The following is a 15,775-nucleotide window of genomic DNA, read 5'->3' as shown; positions in this document are numbered from 1 at the left end:
CTTAGTTATGCACTAATTGCTATTAAGCAACGATAGTTGCAACAACACCAGCACCAACTGTACGGCCACCTTCACGGATAGCAAAACGTAGACCTTCGTCCATCGCGATTGGCGCGATTAGAGTAACAGTCATAGAGATGTTATCACCAGGCATTACCATTTCTACGCCTTCAGGTAGTTCGATAGTACCTGTTACGTCAGTTGTACGGAAGTAGAACTGTGGACGGTAACCTTTGAAGAAAGGAGTGTGACGACCGCCTTCATCTTTAGAAAGAACGTAGATTTCTGAAGTGAAAGTAGTGTGTGGAGTGATTGAACCAGGCTTAGCTAGTACTTGACCACGTTCAACTTCATCACGCTTAGTACCACGTAGAAGAACACCAACGTTCTCACCAGCACGGCCTTCGTCAAGAAGTTTACGGAACATCTCAACACCAGTACAAGTAGTTAGCGTAGTTTCTTTGATACCTACGATAGCAACTTCGTCACCTACAGTGATGATACCTTGCTCAACACGACCAGTTACAACAGTACCACGGCCTTGGATTGAGAATACATCTTCGATTGGAAGGATGAATGGTAGATCGATAGCACGCTCTGGCTCTGGGATGTAAGAATCTAGAGCTTCAGCTAGTTCAACAATCTTGTCTTCCCACTCTTTCTCGCCGTTTAGAGCGCCAAGAGCAGAACCCATGATTACTGGGCAGTCATCACCAGGGAATTCGTATTCAGAAAGAAGTTCACGAACTTCCATTTCTACTAGTTCTAGTAGCTCTTCATCATCAACCATGTCACATTTGTTCATGAATACGATGATGTAAGGGATACCAACCTGACGACCAAGAAGGATGTGCTCACGCGTCTGTGGCATAGGGCCATCAGTTGCAGCAACAACTAGGATACCGCCGTCCATTTGAGCAGCACCAGTGATCATGTTTTTAACGTAATCGGCGTGTCCAGGACAGTCAACGTGTGCGTAGTGACGAGTTGGAGTATCGTACTCAACGTGAGAAGTTGAGATTGTGATACCGCGCTCACGCTCTTCAGGAGCGTTATCGATAGATGCGAAGTCTTTAGCAACACCACCGTACACTTTTGCAAGTGTAGTACAGATAGCAGCAGTTAGAGTTGTTTTACCGTGGTCAACGTGGCCGATAGTACCAACGTTAACGTGCGGTTTTACGCGTTCAAATTTTTCTTTAGACACAATCGTGTTCCTTCCTAGTTAAGATACGCCCCCTACTAGGTTAGGGAGCGCGTCTGAAGTTTGTATTTTATGCGCCAACGCAAGTTGACGCAATATCAATTACGTGCGATCTGCAATAATACTGTCAGCAACGTTCTTAGGTACTTCAGCGTATTCGCTAAATTCCATAGAGTACGATGCACGACCTTGCGTTGCAGAACGTAAATCGGTTGCGTAACCAAACATCACAGATAGTGGTACTTGTGCACGGATAATTTTAAGGCCAGCAGGGCCATCATCCATACCTTCGATCATGCCGCGGCGACGGTTAAGGTCACCAACAACATCACCCATCCAATCTTCTGGCGTGGTTACTTCAACTTTCATCATAGGTTCAAGAATTACAGGGTTTGCCTCAAGAGCACCTTTCCTGAATGCCATTGAACCTGCGATCTTAAACGCCATTTCGCTTGAATCAACATCGTGGTAAGAACCATCGAATAGCGTTGCTTTCACATCGAGTACCGGGTAACCCGCTAGTACACCGTTGTTCATCTGCTCTTCGATACCTTTGGCAACTGAACTAATGTATTCTTTAGGTACAGTGCCGCCCACAATCTCATCAACGAATACGAAGCCTTCACCCTGTTCTGATGGTTCGATTTTTAGCCATACGTGTCCGTATTGGCCTCGACCACCAGATTGACGAATGAACTTGCCTTCCACTTCAGCGTTACCACGAATAGTTTCGCGATAAGCAACCTGAGGTTTACCAACATTACATTCGACGCTGAATTCACGCTTCATACGATCAACGATGATATCTAGGTGAAGTTCACCCATGCCAGAAATTAACGTCTGACCTGATTCATCGTCTGTTTCTACACGGAAAGATGGATCTTCTGCAGCTAGTTTACCTAGTGCGATACCCATTTTCTCTTGATCCGCTTGAGAACGCGGTTCTACCGCGATCTGAATAACTGGTTCAGGGAATTCCATGCGCTCAAGGATAACTTTATTATCTTGGTCACATAGCGTATCACCTGTAGTCGCATATTTAAGACCGATAGCAGCCGCAATATCACCAGCACGAACTTCTTTTACTTCTTCGCGCTTGTTTGCATGCATCTGTACGATACGACCAAAACGCTCACGTTTTTCTTTAACTGGGTTATAAACGGTGTCACCAGAGTTAACAACGCCTGAATAAACACGCATAAACGTAAGGTTGCCAACGAATGGGTCAGTTGCGATCTTGAATGCTAGCGCCGCAAAAGGTTCATCATCGCTAGAGTGACGCTCTACTGTGTTACCGTCCATATCTTCACCGTGGATAGCTCTTACTTCCGTTGGTGATGGTAGGAATTCGATAACCGCGTCTAGTACTGCCTGAACACCTTTGTTCTTGAATGCAGAACCACATGTCGCTAGGACGATTTCGTTGTTTAAAGTACGCTGGCGTAAACCTGCTTTAATTTCAGATTCAGACAGTTCGCCTTCTTCCAGGTACTTTTCCATTAGTTCTTCAGTAGCTTCAGCCGCTGATTCAACTAAGTTTTCACGCCATTCATCTGCCAAGTCTTGCATGTCAGCTGGAATGTCTTCATAGGTAAATGTCATACCCTGATCATCTTCATTCCAGTTGATTGCCTTCATCTTGATCAGGTCAACAACGCCTTTGAATTCTTCTTCTGCACCAATATTCAAATGAATAGGCACAGGGTTTGCGCCAAGACGGTTTTTGATCTGGTCAACAACACGTAGGAAGTCAGCACCAGTACGGTCCATCTTGTTTACGAAAACCATACGTGGAACTTCGTATTTATCAGCTTGACGCCATACAGTCTCAGACTGAGGTTCAACGCCCGAAGAGCCACAAAATACAACAACAGCACCATCAAGTACGCGCAAAGAACGTTCTACTTCAATAGTAAAGTCAACGTGTCCAGGGGTGTCAATGATGTTTACGCGATGCTCAGGAAATTGACCTTCCATACCACGCCAGAAGGTAGTAGTTGCAGCAGATGTGATAGTGATACCACGTTCTTGCTCCTGCTCCATCCAGTCCATGGTTGCTGCGCCGTCGTGTACTTCACCGATCTTATGAGAAAGGCCAGTGTAGAACAGGATACGCTCAGTAGTAGTGGTTTTACCGGCGTCTACGTGAGCACAGATACCGATGTTACGGTAGCGCTCAATAGGAGTTTTACGAGCCACGATTGTATCCTCTTACTAAGGGAGTCCTTAGAGTGAAATAGGCGCGGCAGGTATAAACCTGTCGCGCCATTCTTATTACCAGCGGTATTACCAGCGGTAATGTGCGAACGCTTTGTTCGCGTCTGCCATACGGTGAACGTCTTCACGTTTCTTAACAGCAGAACCTTTGTTGTCAGCCGCATCTAGCATTTCAGCTGCAAGACGCATAGCCATAGATTTTTCACCACGCTTGCGCGAAGCTTCAACCAACCAACGCATAGCAAGTGCGTTACGGCGAACCGGACGTACTTCTACAGGTACTTGGTAAGTTGAACCACCAACACGGCGAGATTTAACTTCTACCGATGGGCGTACATTTTCAAGAGCTTTTTCGAATACAGCTAGGTGATCTTCACCAGACTTTTCAGCCATTGCTTCTAGAGCAGTGTATACGATTTTTTCAGCAGTAGATTTTTTACCGTCAACCATTAGGATGTTAACGAATTTTGCCAGCAGTTCAGATTTGAACTTAGGATCTGGAAGGATCTTACGCTGACCGATTACGCGACGACGTGGCATGGATATTCTCCGTTGTCTTCTTCAGGTTATCCAAAACTTTACAGTTTCTTCAAATAATTAAATTGAGTGTTTGGCCTTACTTAACGGAATCCATTAAGACTTAGGACGCTTCACACCGTACTTAGAACGACCTTTCTTACGGTCATTAACGCCTGCACAGTCAAGTGCACCGCGAACAGTGTGGTAACGCACACCTGGTAAATCTTTAACACGACCACCACGGATAAGAACAACACTGTGCTCTTGAAGGTTGTGACCTTCACCGCCGATGTATGAAGTAACTTCAAAGCCGTTAGTTAGACGAACACGACATACTTTACGTAGTGCTGAGTTCGGTTTTTTAGGTGTAGTAGTGTAAACACGAGTACATACACCACGTTTTTGTGGACACGCTTCTAGCGCAGGCACGTTGCTTTTAACAACTTGCTTTGCACGTGGCTTGCGTACCAACTGGTTAATAGTTGCCATTAAATAGCTCCTGAAAATATTACTTTCGTAAATGTGAAAAATCTGCCTCCCAACAACAGGAGGACGCGAAATTTTAGGCGTCGCACTAGAGGGTGTCAAGATCTAACCAGCGATCAATAAGATGATCATTTCTTAAACAATCTGCATTCCATGCAATGAATGGGGATATTGTGCGACGATTACGCCCATTTCATTTGCGTTTCACATTGAGTAGAAAGCAAAACAAATCCATTATAATCAACAACTTCAAAGTCATTGGTAAGTTTTTCATTCAGTCCGCGCGCTAGCACGTCTTCGCGAAGAACATAAATTTTTAGCCCTGATTTTTTTAATGCTTGGCACCAGTTATTTTCATCTATTGCGGCAATAACGGCGTCTTGTAGCAGCAAAATTGCATCATTTGACCTGCTATAGCGTAAGCAATCGGCAAGCGCAGTCGTTTGAAACGGTGATGTTATGACAGTATGGAGCATCTCGACCTCAAAAGCTTAGTACACGTTGACAGGTTTGCAGACGCTCAGTAAGAGCCTCAGGTGATAGCACTGAAACATCAATTAATATGTCTTCTTCTGCGATACCACGCTCTGTTAATGATTGCTGGCAGACATAAATATTTTCAATATCGTACAGCTCAAGCATTTTGAAGGTTGCGATATAATCACGGGAAAGAATGGCTTTGGGTTGCTGATTTTTCAATAATTGAAAAACACCATCACCAATAAAAAACAGGTGCAAATCTTCACTGTACGCCGATGTGGCTAATACAGCGTCGAGTCCTTCTCGTCCTGCTGTCACACCGTGTGGGGGGGTTCGAAATACAAAGCCAAGTGGTTTCATGTTTTTCTCTATCATGGCAGTCGGTAATCAATACAATAGACAAATAAACAAGTGGATAGGGGCATCCATTTATTGTTCATCTACTTCATTGCCGAACTTAGAATTGGATAACGCGATCAGCACTCAGCAGTGCTTCCGCTAAGCCCCCTAGCCCTGCTTGCTCAAAACCTGCCGCCAAATTTTGGCTTGGTAAATCATTCAGATCGGCTTCTTGCTCACCAACAATGCCACGACGAAGTGCAGCTGCGACACAGGTTTGCAACTCGGTATTATGCTGCTTAGCTAAGGCTTGCCACGCTGACACTAAATCAAATTCGTCTGATGCTGGGGCCGTTAACGCGGAACCATTATAGACCCCATCTTGGTAAAAGAAGACCCGAGAAAGCTGATGTCCCGCCGCTAAAAGTGCAAGAGCAAACTGGTAAGCCGAGCGCGCAGCTTGGCTTCCATAGGCAGGTCCATCAACGACTAAGACATAATTCAATGTCATTTGTCGCCATCCTCGGTTTTACGCTGACGAATGTAGAGGTACACGGTGTGCTTTGAGATATTCAAACGATCCGCAACACGGTTAATCGCGTCTTTAATATCAAAAATCCCTTTATCGAACAGTTCCATTACGATTTGGCGATTCTTGGCATTATTTGAGACATTCTTATCCGCATTGATTTCTTCAATCGTGCGTTCAACCGTTTGGTCAACCAACTCATCCACATCGCTGGCAAAGTTAACAGTAGAGGCTGCTTGCTTCGCTTCGTCGGTCGGCATGAAAGATTGCAGAATTTGCGCAAAAGGCGCATCAAGATTTACGTTAATACACAGTAAACCTATGATGATGTTGTCACCATTGCGAATCGCAATCGTGATCGACTTCATCAAACTGCCACCCTTGGCACGTGTGAAATAGGCGCGTGAGAAATTGCGCTCAGACCCTTCAATATCACGCAGCATACGCAATGCTAAATCCGTAATCGGCGAACCCACTTTACGACCGGTATTCTCACCATTGGCAATTTTAATGGCAGAGGTATTAATATCGGCGAGTGAGTGCAATACGATTTCACAAAAAGGACCGATCAAAGCGGCAAGGCCATCAACCACGGCTTCGTATGAACGTAAAATAATGTAGTCGTGTTCAGTGAAAACGCGGGTTTTCACCACCTCGCCTTCGACCATCATTTCAGGACCAAAATTATCTGTAGATACCACTATCAACTCTTCCTTGCTAATACTCATATACCAATCGGCACAAGGCTATCATGTGCGCAATTTTATGCCGATTGGTATCAATAGCTACGCCTCTCAAGTATGGCGATAGCAATAGTATGAGCATAAATTCAACTGTTGGTAGCAAGTTTATCAGAAAATTGATATGAAAAGACCCAACAATAGTCGGGTCTTATCAAAGTCATTGCAGATTTTGCGAATTAACGCATGTAAACCCTTACTGCGTTTGAGCGTCAGTCGCTGGTTTATCTGCTTTTACGATTTCTAGTAGCTCAACTTCGAAAACAAGTGTTGAGTTAGCAGGGATCGTTGGGTTAGCTTGTGCGCCGTATGCAAGCTCAGGCGGGATAACAAACTTAAATTTAGAACCAACAGGCATAAGTTGTACGCCTTCCGTCCAACCAGGGATCACTTGGTTCAGAGGGAAAGTCGCAGGTTGGTTACGCTTGTACGAGCTATCAAACTCAGTACCGTCAGTTAGCATCCCTTTGTAATGTACTTTTACTGTATCTGTCGCTGCTGGTTTTTCACCATCAGCCGCAGTTTCTACTTGGTAAAGTAGACCTGATTCAGTTTTCGTTACGCCTTCCAATTTTTCGAAGTCAGCACGGTACTCTTCACCCGCTTTCACTGTTTTCTCAGCTTCTGCTTTTGCTTTTGCTTCAACAATGTCAGAAACACGCTTGTCTAGATCTTGAAGCGCTTGTTGTGTTTCTTCAGGCGTTAAGCGGCTCTTGTCTGCAAACACATCACTCACACCAGCCAGTACGCTTTCACGATCTAGGTTCAGACCAAGTTCTTGTTGTTGGTCTAGGTTAGCAGCTAGGTATTGTGCTAGAGATGCACCAATTGCGTATGCCGCTTTTTCATCTTCAGTCGCGAAAGTGGCTGGTGCTGCTTCAGCTGCAACCTGCTCTACTTTTGCTGGCTCTGCCGGTTTTGTTTCCGCCGCTTTTTCATCTTGGCAGCCCACTGCAAGCAAAATTGTTGCAGCCAAAACTGACATTTTTAGAACAGGTTTCATGTAATTCTCCATTCTCACCGAGGGTGTCCCTCATTTTTTATGCTTAGCTTTTCATCTAGAAGGTGTGAAAAGCATGCCATATCAATATACTAATCTCTTTCCCGATAAAACAACCGGAACTCAAGCTTAATGCGTTCAATTTCGCAAAGAATTTGCTTAATCCTGACAGTTATAGTCCTAAGCGGCTGTTTTTTCACAGGCTCGGAAGTACAGCGCTGGCAACTTGCCACTGATGGTGCCACCAGCTTTAGTCTTAGCCGTGATGGCCGTTTTGCACTGTATTACACTAATGCACAAGGTATCGTACTGTGGGATCTACAGCAAAACAAAAACTTAGCAAAGTTTGGCTCACAAGATCCAGCGCACAATACTGTAATAAGTAGTGCAATTTCAGATAACAACCGCTATGCCATTACCGCCACCGCCCAAAACTTTGCCGTTTGGGACCTTGCTTGGGGGCAATCTGATGGCTTATGGTCAATTTCAGATGGCATTATTCGGGATATAGATATCGCCAATAATGGCCAACACGTTGTCCTTGGACTATCAAATGGCAAAGCACTTTATATCGACTTGGGCACCGGACGGCGCTTAGAGTTCCTTGCTCACCGAGAAAAAGTCAATTCCGTCGCTATTTCCCCAAACGGTCAATATGTTTTGTCAGGTGGCAATGACTACATGGCGTATTTTTGGGATACCAAAACCGGTCAAATTCGTAACCGCTTTGAACACACCTCACGCATCAGCCGTGTCGCACTGCAACGTGATGGCTTATTAGCCCTCACCGCAGACGGTACCAATGAAGCATACATATGGGATCTGACTACAGGCGAGCAACAAGCTCAACTCTCAGTGCGGCTACGCCAACAAAACCTCTCAAGTGCCCGTTTTTCAGATGATGGCAAAACATTGGCAACGGGAACACCCGCCAAACGCGTTGAATTGTGGGACACCGCAACGGGAGAAAACTTAGGTCGCTGGGAAGCGGCAACACAGCAAGATGCTCGACCGCCATCCGCAGTCGTGTATGATGTGGCCATTACGTCTACTGGGCAGGTAATATCAGGGGCTTCCTCTGGTATCGCTCAGGCATGGACAACCGATTGAGAAAGTGTTGATTGCTATGACAGAAATTGAACAGCTACGTGTACAAGTCGATGAATTGGAAATGAAACAAGCCTTCCAAGAACAAACGATTGAAGAGCTGAATGAAGCGCTAACCGCTCAGCAGTTTTTAATTGAGCGTATGCAGGTACAAATGAAATTCTTGGTTGAGAAACAAAAAAGCAGCCAAACGTCTAACCTTGCAGACGAATCAGAAGAAACACCACCACCGCATTATTAAGTCTTTAATAACGCAGGATCAAAAACGGGAAGCTTTGGCTTCCCGTTTTTATATCTTCAACTAAGTACAACCACGGCTAAGCGTAATGCTCAGCCTTGATCAACTTAGTGAGAACAGCAACCGCCTTCGCTTTTGCCTTCGCCGCCACAACAGCCGCCTTCACCGTGCTCGTGGTCATGACCGTGGTCGTCGCCACAGCTACCACCACCACAACAGCCGCCACCTTGGTGGATATGGCCGTGTTCTGCTTCTTCAGCTGTTGCTTCACGTAGTGCTACGATTTCAACTTCAAAAGACAGTGTTTGGCCAGCAAGCATGTGGTTACCATCAACAACAACGTGGTCGCCATCAACTTCCGTTACTTCAACAGGGATAGGACCTTGGTCTGTATCTGCTAGGAAACGCATACCAACAGTTATTTCATCAACACCTTGGAATACGTCAGCAGGAACACGCTGAACCATTTCGTCCATGTGCTCGCCGTATGCTTCTTCAGGAGAAACTGTCACTTCAAATTTGTCGCCAGCTTCACGACCTTCAAGCGCTTTCTCAAGACCTACGATTAGGTTGTTGTGACCGTGTAGGTAATCTAGTGGCGCTTCAGTCGTTGATTGGTCAACTACTGCACCTTCTTCTGTTTTTACTTGATAAGCCAAGCTTACTACGATGTCTTTAGTGACTTTCATGTTTACTCCAAAATATGAGCGGGGTGCAAAGTGGGCATGATACCTAAAATTGGTCTCATAAGCACAGCGGATTTTTTACGCTATCACTCTGGCTTAAAAATACCGATGACTTGCTCTGGCTTATCATCAGCAATATGTTCACTGTTTTCTGCAGCTTGCGGCAAACGGCGGTCCGTATGGTCGCAAGCGACACACTCAACCATCTCGATGTTGTTTTCTTGCCACCAGCGCAATGTATCTTGTTGCTTGCACGCAGGGCAAATCGCACCTGCAATAAAACGTTTCTTCGCCATGTTACCTTCCCTATAGCACGCGAGTGTATTCCACCGTATTTGGTAAGAAGACACAATCAGGTTCAGTCCCAACCGTTATGTCGTTCACGTTCACCACGCATCTCGCGATCAAAAATGTCTTCTAGCTCTTTACGCGCTTCTTTCGCACGCGTCGCTAAATGGACATCTTCAGAATGTTGCGGCAGTAAATCGCGTAATGCAACATCATCGAGTTTACTAAAATGCGCTTCAGCACGCTTGGCTTGATACGGATGCATGCCAAGAGATATAAGGGCTTGGCGACCTAAATCAAGGGCACCTGCAAAGGTTTCACGAGAGAAACTCTCAACACCATGATTTAACAACTGATGCGCTTCGACACGGCTACGGGCACGGGCCAGTACTTTTAAGCTAGGGAAGTAATGCTGGCATAGCTCTACCACTTCCATCACTTCACCCGGCTCATCGGTGCAGATAATAATGGCCTCCGCCTTGTCGGCCCCAGCCGCTCGCAGCAAATCTAATTGGGTCGCATCACCGTAATACACCTTATAGCCGAACTTACGCAGAAACTGGATTTGGCTCGGATCGCGCTCAAGCACAGTCACGCGAATTTTATTGGCAAACAGTAAGCGTCCAACAACTTGGCCAAATCGACCAAAGCCCGCAATAATCACCCGCGGTTCACGATCGATCACGTCACTTTCTAATTCGCTGTCTTGTGCCTGAAAACGATAAGCAAACCAGCGATTTTGCAATACCAATAATAGCGGCGTGGTCATCATCGATAGACTCACCACCACCAACAACAAGCTGGTGAGCTGCTGCCCGAGTAACCCCTCGCCTTGCGCGGCAGTAAATAGCACAAAAGCAAATTCCCCCCCCTGGCTTAATATCACCGACATTTGGCTACGCGCTTTGGCTCGGGTCCCAAACAGCCGTGCTAAACCATAAAGAATAAAGCCTTTGAGTGACACCAAGGCAACAACCGCGGTCAAGATCAACAGCGGGTATTGCACCAGCAATCCAAGGTTGACCGCCATGCCAACAGAAATGAAGAACAAGCCTAATAACAACCCCTTAAAGGGCTCAATCGCAATTTCCAGCTCGTGACGGTACTCGCTTTCGGCTAATAATACCCCAGCAAGGAAGGTGCCTAACGCCATCGATAAACCAAGCGATTGCATGCCAACTGCAATGCCAATAACTAATAAGAGCGCAGCAACATTGAATAACTCTCGTACGCCGCTCAGCACCACCCAACGGAAAAGTGGCCGCAATAAGAAATGACCGCCAACCAATAATGCGGCAATGCCGCCCAGCATCCACGCAAAATCTAGCCAGCTGCCACCACCACCGCCAGCAAGTACGGGCAGGATCGCTAACATGGGGATCACGGCGATATCTTGAAACAGCAAGACAGCAAACCCCGACTGACCCGTTTCGCTGTCGCCAAAGCCTTGCTCTTCAATCACACGTAACGCAATCGCGGTCGACGACAGCGCCAACCCCATTCCAACCACGAGGGCATCTTGCCAACGCATGTTAGCCAACCAGCTCATTCCTTCACCTAAGCTCAATGATGCCAGGCCATAGGCACCAAGCATCATCACTGCGGTGATCACCAAACTGGTTAAAATAACTTGGCCACCGCCTAACCCTAAAATAGGTTTGCGCATTTGCCATAATTTTTTGGGGTTCAGCTCTAAGCCAATCAAAAAGAGCAGTAAGACCACCCCGAACTCAGAGAAGTGCAAAATCGCATCAACATCGGAAATGAGTCCCAGCCCCCACGGGCCAATCGCGATGCCTGCCAATAAATAACCAAGCACCGAGCCAAGCCCTAATCGCTGTGCAATAGGCACCGCCACTACCGCTGAGGCTAAAAAAATCACGCTAACCGAGAGTAAATCATTCGCCATGCATCACCTCTGCTTGTGGGATCATCAGAGGGTTAATCAACCAATCATGGTAAAGCTTGGCATGGTGTTGGCGCTCTGTTTCAGGAATACGACGTGCCCAGTGCAGCACCATAGGTGACAGCCAGTGCATTTGACACAAATCTGCAGTAAGTTCGAAAGGTTTAAGGATCGCATCAATATTGGCGCGGTTATAACCATCAGGAGTATAGGCTTCTGCCGCGCCCCCTGTCGTGATCACCGACCGCCAGTATTTTCCTTGTAATGCGTTGCCATCGCCATGGGCATACCCCTTGCCTAGCACCACATCGATCCACTCTTTTAATAAGGCAGGACAAGAATACATATAGAGTGGATGTTGAAAAACGACAATCTCATGCTGAGCGATCAACGCCTGTTCACGTGCCACATCGATAAAGAAATCGGGGTAAGCACCGTACAAATCATGGATAGTGACGTGAGGCAAGCCAGCAATGGCTCGGATCATTTCCGCATTGGCGAGTGAAGCTTGCGGATCGGGGTGAGCATAGATCACCAATATTTTCGGGGGTGCTTGTAATGTCATAACACTCCTTTCCCTGTGTTATTGAATTCTTTGGCACACAATACGTGAATAGCATGAGAGACCTTGGCACGATATTTCGCGCTACAGGCATCATACCTAATTATAACCGAATCCAAACCACTGATTTTCCTTCATCTTGCGTTTATCCACTTCAGTGTTAGGTTTTGGCGTACAGTTTCATACCTTTCCCATCACCTCCCCCCTCCACCCGCCACTTCGACCTTCTACACGTAACAGGATGGGATGAGTTTGGTATCCTTTTGAGATTGGTATAGACTGCCGCAGGTTTATGCAGTTTAACGCGGAGCGGGATCCGTCCCCGAGACAGTTCGATGATTACCTTTTCAGATATCCAACTATTACGAGGCGGGAAAGTCCTGCTCGATCAGGCCACAGCTACGATCCATCCAGGCGACAAAGTCGGTCTAGTGGGTAAAAATGGCTGCGGTAAATCTACCTTATTTGCTTTACTCAAAGATGAATTAAGCCTAGATGCGGGGAATTGCCGCTTCCCGTCTAACTGGGAACTCGCCTGGGTTGCCCAAGAAACCCCAGCACTAGAACGCCGCGCGTTAGACTATGTCATCGATGGCGATCGCGAATACCGTCAACTTGAGCAAGACTTAGCGGCAGCAGAAGCCGCTGATAACGGTCATAAAGTTGCCGAGCTACACGGCAAACTAGAAACCATCGGTGGTTACAGCATTAACGCCCGCGCCGCCGAACTGCTTGATGGCCTTGGCTTCTCACAAGAACAAATGCAATGGCATCTGACCCAATTTTCGGGTGGTTGGCGTATGCGCTTGAACCTCGCTCAAGCACTTCTGTGTCGTTCTGATTTACTGCTACTCGATGAGCCAACCAACCACTTAGACTTAGATGCTGTGATGTGGCTAGAAAAATGGCTACAGAACTACCGTGGTACCCTGGTTCTGATCTCCCATGACCGAGACTTCCTTGACCCTGTCGTCAACCGTATTATTCACGTTGAAAACCAAACATTGAACGAGTACACAGGTAATTACTCGTCGTTCGAAACTCAACGTGCTGAAAAGCTGGTACTGCAACAAGCCATGTACCAGAAGCAACAAAAACAAATGTCGCACATGCAGTCGTACATTGACCGCTTCCGCTATAAAGCGAGCAAAGCCCGCCAAGCGCAAAGTCGTATCAAAGCGTTAGAGCGCATGGAAAAAGTCTTGCCTGCGCAATTTGATAACCCCTTTAGCTTTGAATTCCGAGAACCTAGCGCCCTACCGAATCCAATCATGATGATGGATGAAGTTGCAGCGGGTTACGGTGATAACCTGATCTTAGAAAAGATCCGCTTAAACCTAGTTCCAGGTAGCCGTATTGGTCTACTGGGCCGTAACGGTGCGGGTAAGTCTACTCTGATCAAAATGTTGTCAGGCGATCTTCCTGCCAAAGCCGGCGATCTCACTTACTCGCAAGGAGTTAAGATTGGTTACTTTGCCCAGCACCAGCTTGAGACCTTGTACCTTGATGACACGCCTGTTCAGCACATGGCACGTATTGCTCCACAATCGACGGAACAACAGCTACGTGACTACTTAGGGAGCTTTGGCTTCTTAGGTGATAAAGCCCTTGAAAAGGTAGGGCCGTTCTCTGGCGGTGAAAAAGCCCGTTTAGTGTTGGCACTGATTGTATGGCAGCGCCCTAACCTGCTACTACTCGATGAACCGACCAACCACCTTGATTTAGACATGCGTCAAGCACTGACATTTGCGCTGCAATCTTATGAAGGGGCTATGGTTATCGTGAGCCACGACCGTTACTTACTGCGTGCCACCACCGATGACTTGTATCTGGTGCACGATCGTCAAGTCGCACCGTTTAATGGCGACCTTGAGGATTACCATAAATGGTTAACCGAGCAACAACGCAACGAGCGCCGCGAACAACAAGCGAGCAAGCCTGAAGTCACAAAAGACAACAGTGCAGCATCACGTAAAGAGCAAAAACGCCTTGAAGCGGAGCTTCGTAAAAAAACGGCGCCTTTGCGTAAGCAAATCAGTAAGCTCGATGAGCAAATGGACAAGCTAAACGCAACCATTACCGAGGCAGAAGAGCAACTAAGCGACGCCAGTATTTATGAAGCTGAAAATAAAGCGCGTCTAACGGAGCAACTGCAACGTCAGGCTGACGCAAAGTCAACGCTGGAGGATGTTGAAATGACCTGGATGGATCTGCACGAGCAACTCGAAGAAATGGAGCAGGCTCTCAATGCCGATAGCTAATCTTTTCAATCACGATGCCTTTTGGCAGTTCAGCTACGCGCACTATTTCAAAGCCGATGTTGAAGCTACCTGCTTGTGTTTGCAAACCTTTCACCATGGCAGCGTCAATATGGCGCTACTCATGCTATGGCTGGATGACCAAGGTTACTTGCTGACGAGTGAACAACGTAGCCAATTAATCTTAGCTTTAGCACCGACCGATAGCTTGTTGCAGCAGTACCGCACTATGCGTCGTGCGTTAAAGCCACAACTTGACCAAGCCGGTTACCAGCAGTTAATGGATTTTGAGCTAGCGGTAGAGCGTCAGCAGCAACACGATTTGATCGCCCAGCTCAATACCCTGCCGCTGTCGACACTCGCAGAGCAAGGGCACCCAACAGCAATTGCAACCAACTTGGTACGCTACTGCCAGTCTCTGGGGGCACTCTCTTTGGTTGAAAAACTGCAAGCGCGCTAACGCCATTTCATTATTTACCTCAAATAGAGGAGTGCTTCTCCTCTATTTAGCCAATCTATTATCCCTCTCTGGCCGCTATTGCCAAATCATCACCACGCAACCCGCGGTTAATACGCCCATCAAACCATTAAAGATCCGACGCGTTTTTTCCTGTGCCAACCAGCGGCGGATAAAAATACCAAAGCCAGCCCACAGCGATACGCTGGGATAACACACCAAAAAGAAAATAGCGGCAATGGCCGACACCGAATACCAATACAGCTCACCAGTAAAACTAAAGGTACTAATCGCAGTAACCGACATCATCCAGGCTTTAGGGTTCACATATTGAAAGCTCGCGGCCGCCATAAAGCTCATCGGTTTAGCTTCATGCTCTGTATCTGCCAAGCTGCTACTAGAAAAGCCAATTTTCCACGCGAGATAAAGTAAGTAGCCGCTCCCTAACCAACGTAGTGCATCATGCAGAACGGGAAATTGAACGAAAACGACCCCAAGCCCAGCGGCAACCAACAAGATCATTGAGACTAAACCACAACCAATCCCGAGCATATGCGGGACTGTACATCGGTAGCCAAAGTTAGCCCCCGATGCGGTCACCATCAAATTATTAGGCCCAGGCGTACCCGTCATAGTGGCCGCAAAGGTGATCAGCGATAAAATAAATGGCCATTCAAAAGACAATATCGGCGACATGGTGGATTGCTCCCTTCATCAATACAACGTCGTTGAGTAAGTAAACAGCCCAAAACAAATTGT

Annotated in this window: 18 protein-coding genes; 4 read left to right on the top strand and 14 right to left on the bottom strand. The window is 46.8% G+C overall.

Going from position 1 to position 15,775, the window contains the following annotated elements; all coding sequences use genetic code 11:
- Positions 1 to 22 precede the first annotated feature (22 nt).
- From tuf to fkpA, 9 genes are all read right to left on the bottom strand, one after another.
- Positions 23 to 1,207, bottom strand: a complete 1,185-nt coding sequence (gene tuf / locus OCU77_RS01350) for an elongation factor Tu (protein WP_107302837.1) — start codon at positions 1,205 to 1,207, stop codon at positions 23 to 25.
- Between the two features lie 99 nt (positions 1,208 to 1,306).
- Positions 1,307 to 3,403, bottom strand: coding sequence for an elongation factor G (fusA, locus tag OCU77_RS01345; RefSeq protein ID WP_048898920.1), 2,097 nt, complete (start codon positions 3,401 to 3,403; stop codon positions 1,307 to 1,309).
- A gap of 87 nt (positions 3,404 to 3,490) precedes the next feature.
- A complete protein-coding gene (gene rpsG / locus OCU77_RS01340) occupies positions 3,491 to 3,961 on the bottom strand; it encodes a 30S ribosomal protein S7 (RefSeq protein WP_048898919.1) in 471 nt (156 codons plus the stop codon).
- Between the two features lie 93 nt (positions 3,962 to 4,054).
- Positions 4,055 to 4,429, bottom strand: coding sequence for a 30S ribosomal protein S12 (gene rpsL, locus OCU77_RS01335; RefSeq protein ID WP_005417208.1), 375 nt, complete (start codon positions 4,427 to 4,429; stop codon positions 4,055 to 4,057).
- A 179-nt stretch (positions 4,430 to 4,608) separates the two neighbouring features.
- A complete protein-coding gene (gene tusB / locus OCU77_RS01330) occupies positions 4,609 to 4,902 on the bottom strand; it encodes a sulfurtransferase complex subunit TusB (RefSeq protein WP_048898918.1) in 294 nt (97 codons plus the stop codon).
- Positions 4,903 to 4,909: 7 nt separating this feature from the next.
- Positions 4,910 to 5,266: a sulfurtransferase complex subunit TusC gene (gene tusC / locus OCU77_RS01325; protein WP_048898917.1), complete on the bottom strand. Its 357-nt coding sequence runs from the start codon at positions 5,264 to 5,266 to the stop codon at positions 4,910 to 4,912.
- Between the two features lie 97 nt (positions 5,267 to 5,363).
- Positions 5,364 to 5,756 (bottom strand): sulfurtransferase complex subunit TusD, encoded by a 393-nt coding sequence (gene tusD, locus OCU77_RS01320; RefSeq protein ID WP_048898916.1) that lies wholly within the window; start codon positions 5,754 to 5,756, stop codon positions 5,364 to 5,366.
- Complete coding sequence (locus OCU77_RS01315; protein WP_239685969.1) at positions 5,753 to 6,445, bottom strand: helix-turn-helix transcriptional regulator; 693 nt, start codon at positions 6,443 to 6,445, stop codon at positions 5,753 to 5,755. Before OCU77_RS01315 ends, tusD begins: the two co-directional genes overlap by 4 nt.
- Positions 6,446 to 6,710: 265 nt before the next feature.
- On the bottom strand, positions 6,711 to 7,517 hold the full coding sequence (gene fkpA, locus OCU77_RS01310; RefSeq protein ID WP_048898914.1) for an FKBP-type peptidyl-prolyl cis-trans isomerase: 807 nt from the start codon (positions 7,515 to 7,517) through the stop codon (positions 6,711 to 6,713).
- Positions 7,518 to 7,646: 129 nt separating this feature from the next.
- Between fkpA and OCU77_RS01305 the strand changes: the two genes are divergently transcribed.
- Positions 7,647 to 8,624, top strand: a complete 978-nt coding sequence (locus OCU77_RS01305; protein WP_048898913.1) for a WD40 repeat domain-containing protein — start codon at positions 7,647 to 7,649, stop codon at positions 8,622 to 8,624.
- Positions 8,625 to 8,640: 16 nt separating this feature from the next.
- Positions 8,641 to 8,862 carry a SlyX family protein gene (locus tag OCU77_RS01300; protein ID WP_048898912.1) on the top strand — a complete coding sequence of 74 codons (222 nt, stop codon included), beginning with the start codon at positions 8,641 to 8,643 and terminating at the stop codon, positions 8,860 to 8,862.
- Between the two features lie 104 nt (positions 8,863 to 8,966).
- Here OCU77_RS01300 and slyD read toward each other — a convergent pair whose 3' ends face one another.
- From slyD to kefG, 4 genes are all read right to left on the bottom strand, one after another.
- The gene (slyD, locus tag OCU77_RS01295; RefSeq protein WP_048898911.1) at positions 8,967 to 9,548 is read right to left on the bottom strand and encodes a peptidylprolyl isomerase; all 582 of its coding nucleotides are present in this window, start codon (positions 9,546 to 9,548) and stop codon (positions 8,967 to 8,969) included.
- 83 nt (positions 9,549 to 9,631) lie between these two features.
- Positions 9,632 to 9,841 (bottom strand): YheV family putative zinc ribbon protein, encoded by a 210-nt coding sequence (locus OCU77_RS01290; protein WP_048898910.1) that lies wholly within the window; start codon positions 9,839 to 9,841, stop codon positions 9,632 to 9,634.
- Positions 9,842 to 9,903: 62 nt separating this feature from the next.
- Complete coding sequence (gene kefB / locus OCU77_RS01285) at positions 9,904 to 11,742, bottom strand: glutathione-regulated potassium-efflux system protein KefB (RefSeq protein ID WP_107302836.1); 1,839 nt, start codon at positions 11,740 to 11,742, stop codon at positions 9,904 to 9,906.
- Complete coding sequence (kefG, locus tag OCU77_RS01280) at positions 11,732 to 12,304, bottom strand: glutathione-regulated potassium-efflux system ancillary protein KefG (RefSeq protein ID WP_107302835.1); 573 nt, start codon at positions 12,302 to 12,304, stop codon at positions 11,732 to 11,734. Before kefG ends, kefB begins: the two co-directional genes overlap by 11 nt.
- Positions 12,305 to 12,636: 332 nt before the next feature.
- On the opposite strand from kefG, the gene OCU77_RS01275 reads away from it, so the two are divergent.
- Both OCU77_RS01275 and OCU77_RS01270 read left to right on the top strand, forming a co-directional pair.
- Positions 12,637 to 14,562, top strand: a complete 1,926-nt coding sequence (locus OCU77_RS01275; RefSeq protein ID WP_048898909.1) for an ABC transporter ATP-binding protein — start codon at positions 12,637 to 12,639, stop codon at positions 14,560 to 14,562.
- Positions 14,549 to 15,019, top strand: coding sequence for a TIGR02444 family protein (locus OCU77_RS01270; RefSeq protein ID WP_048898908.1), 471 nt, complete (start codon positions 14,549 to 14,551; stop codon positions 15,017 to 15,019). Before OCU77_RS01275 ends, OCU77_RS01270 begins: the two co-directional genes overlap by 14 nt.
- Positions 15,020 to 15,094: 75 nt before the next feature.
- Here the strand turns inward: OCU77_RS01270 and OCU77_RS01265 are convergent, their stop codons facing one another.
- Positions 15,095 to 15,712 (bottom strand): LysE family translocator, encoded by a 618-nt coding sequence (locus tag OCU77_RS01265; RefSeq protein WP_048898907.1) that lies wholly within the window; start codon positions 15,710 to 15,712, stop codon positions 15,095 to 15,097.
- Between the last annotated feature and the right edge of the window lie 63 nt (positions 15,713 to 15,775).

Origin of the sequence: Photobacterium swingsii, from assembly GCF_024346715.1 — a bacterium.
Lineage (GTDB): Bacteria > Pseudomonadota > Gammaproteobacteria > Enterobacterales > Vibrionaceae > Photobacterium > Photobacterium swingsii.
This window is presented reverse-complemented; position numbering and strand designations above follow the sequence as displayed.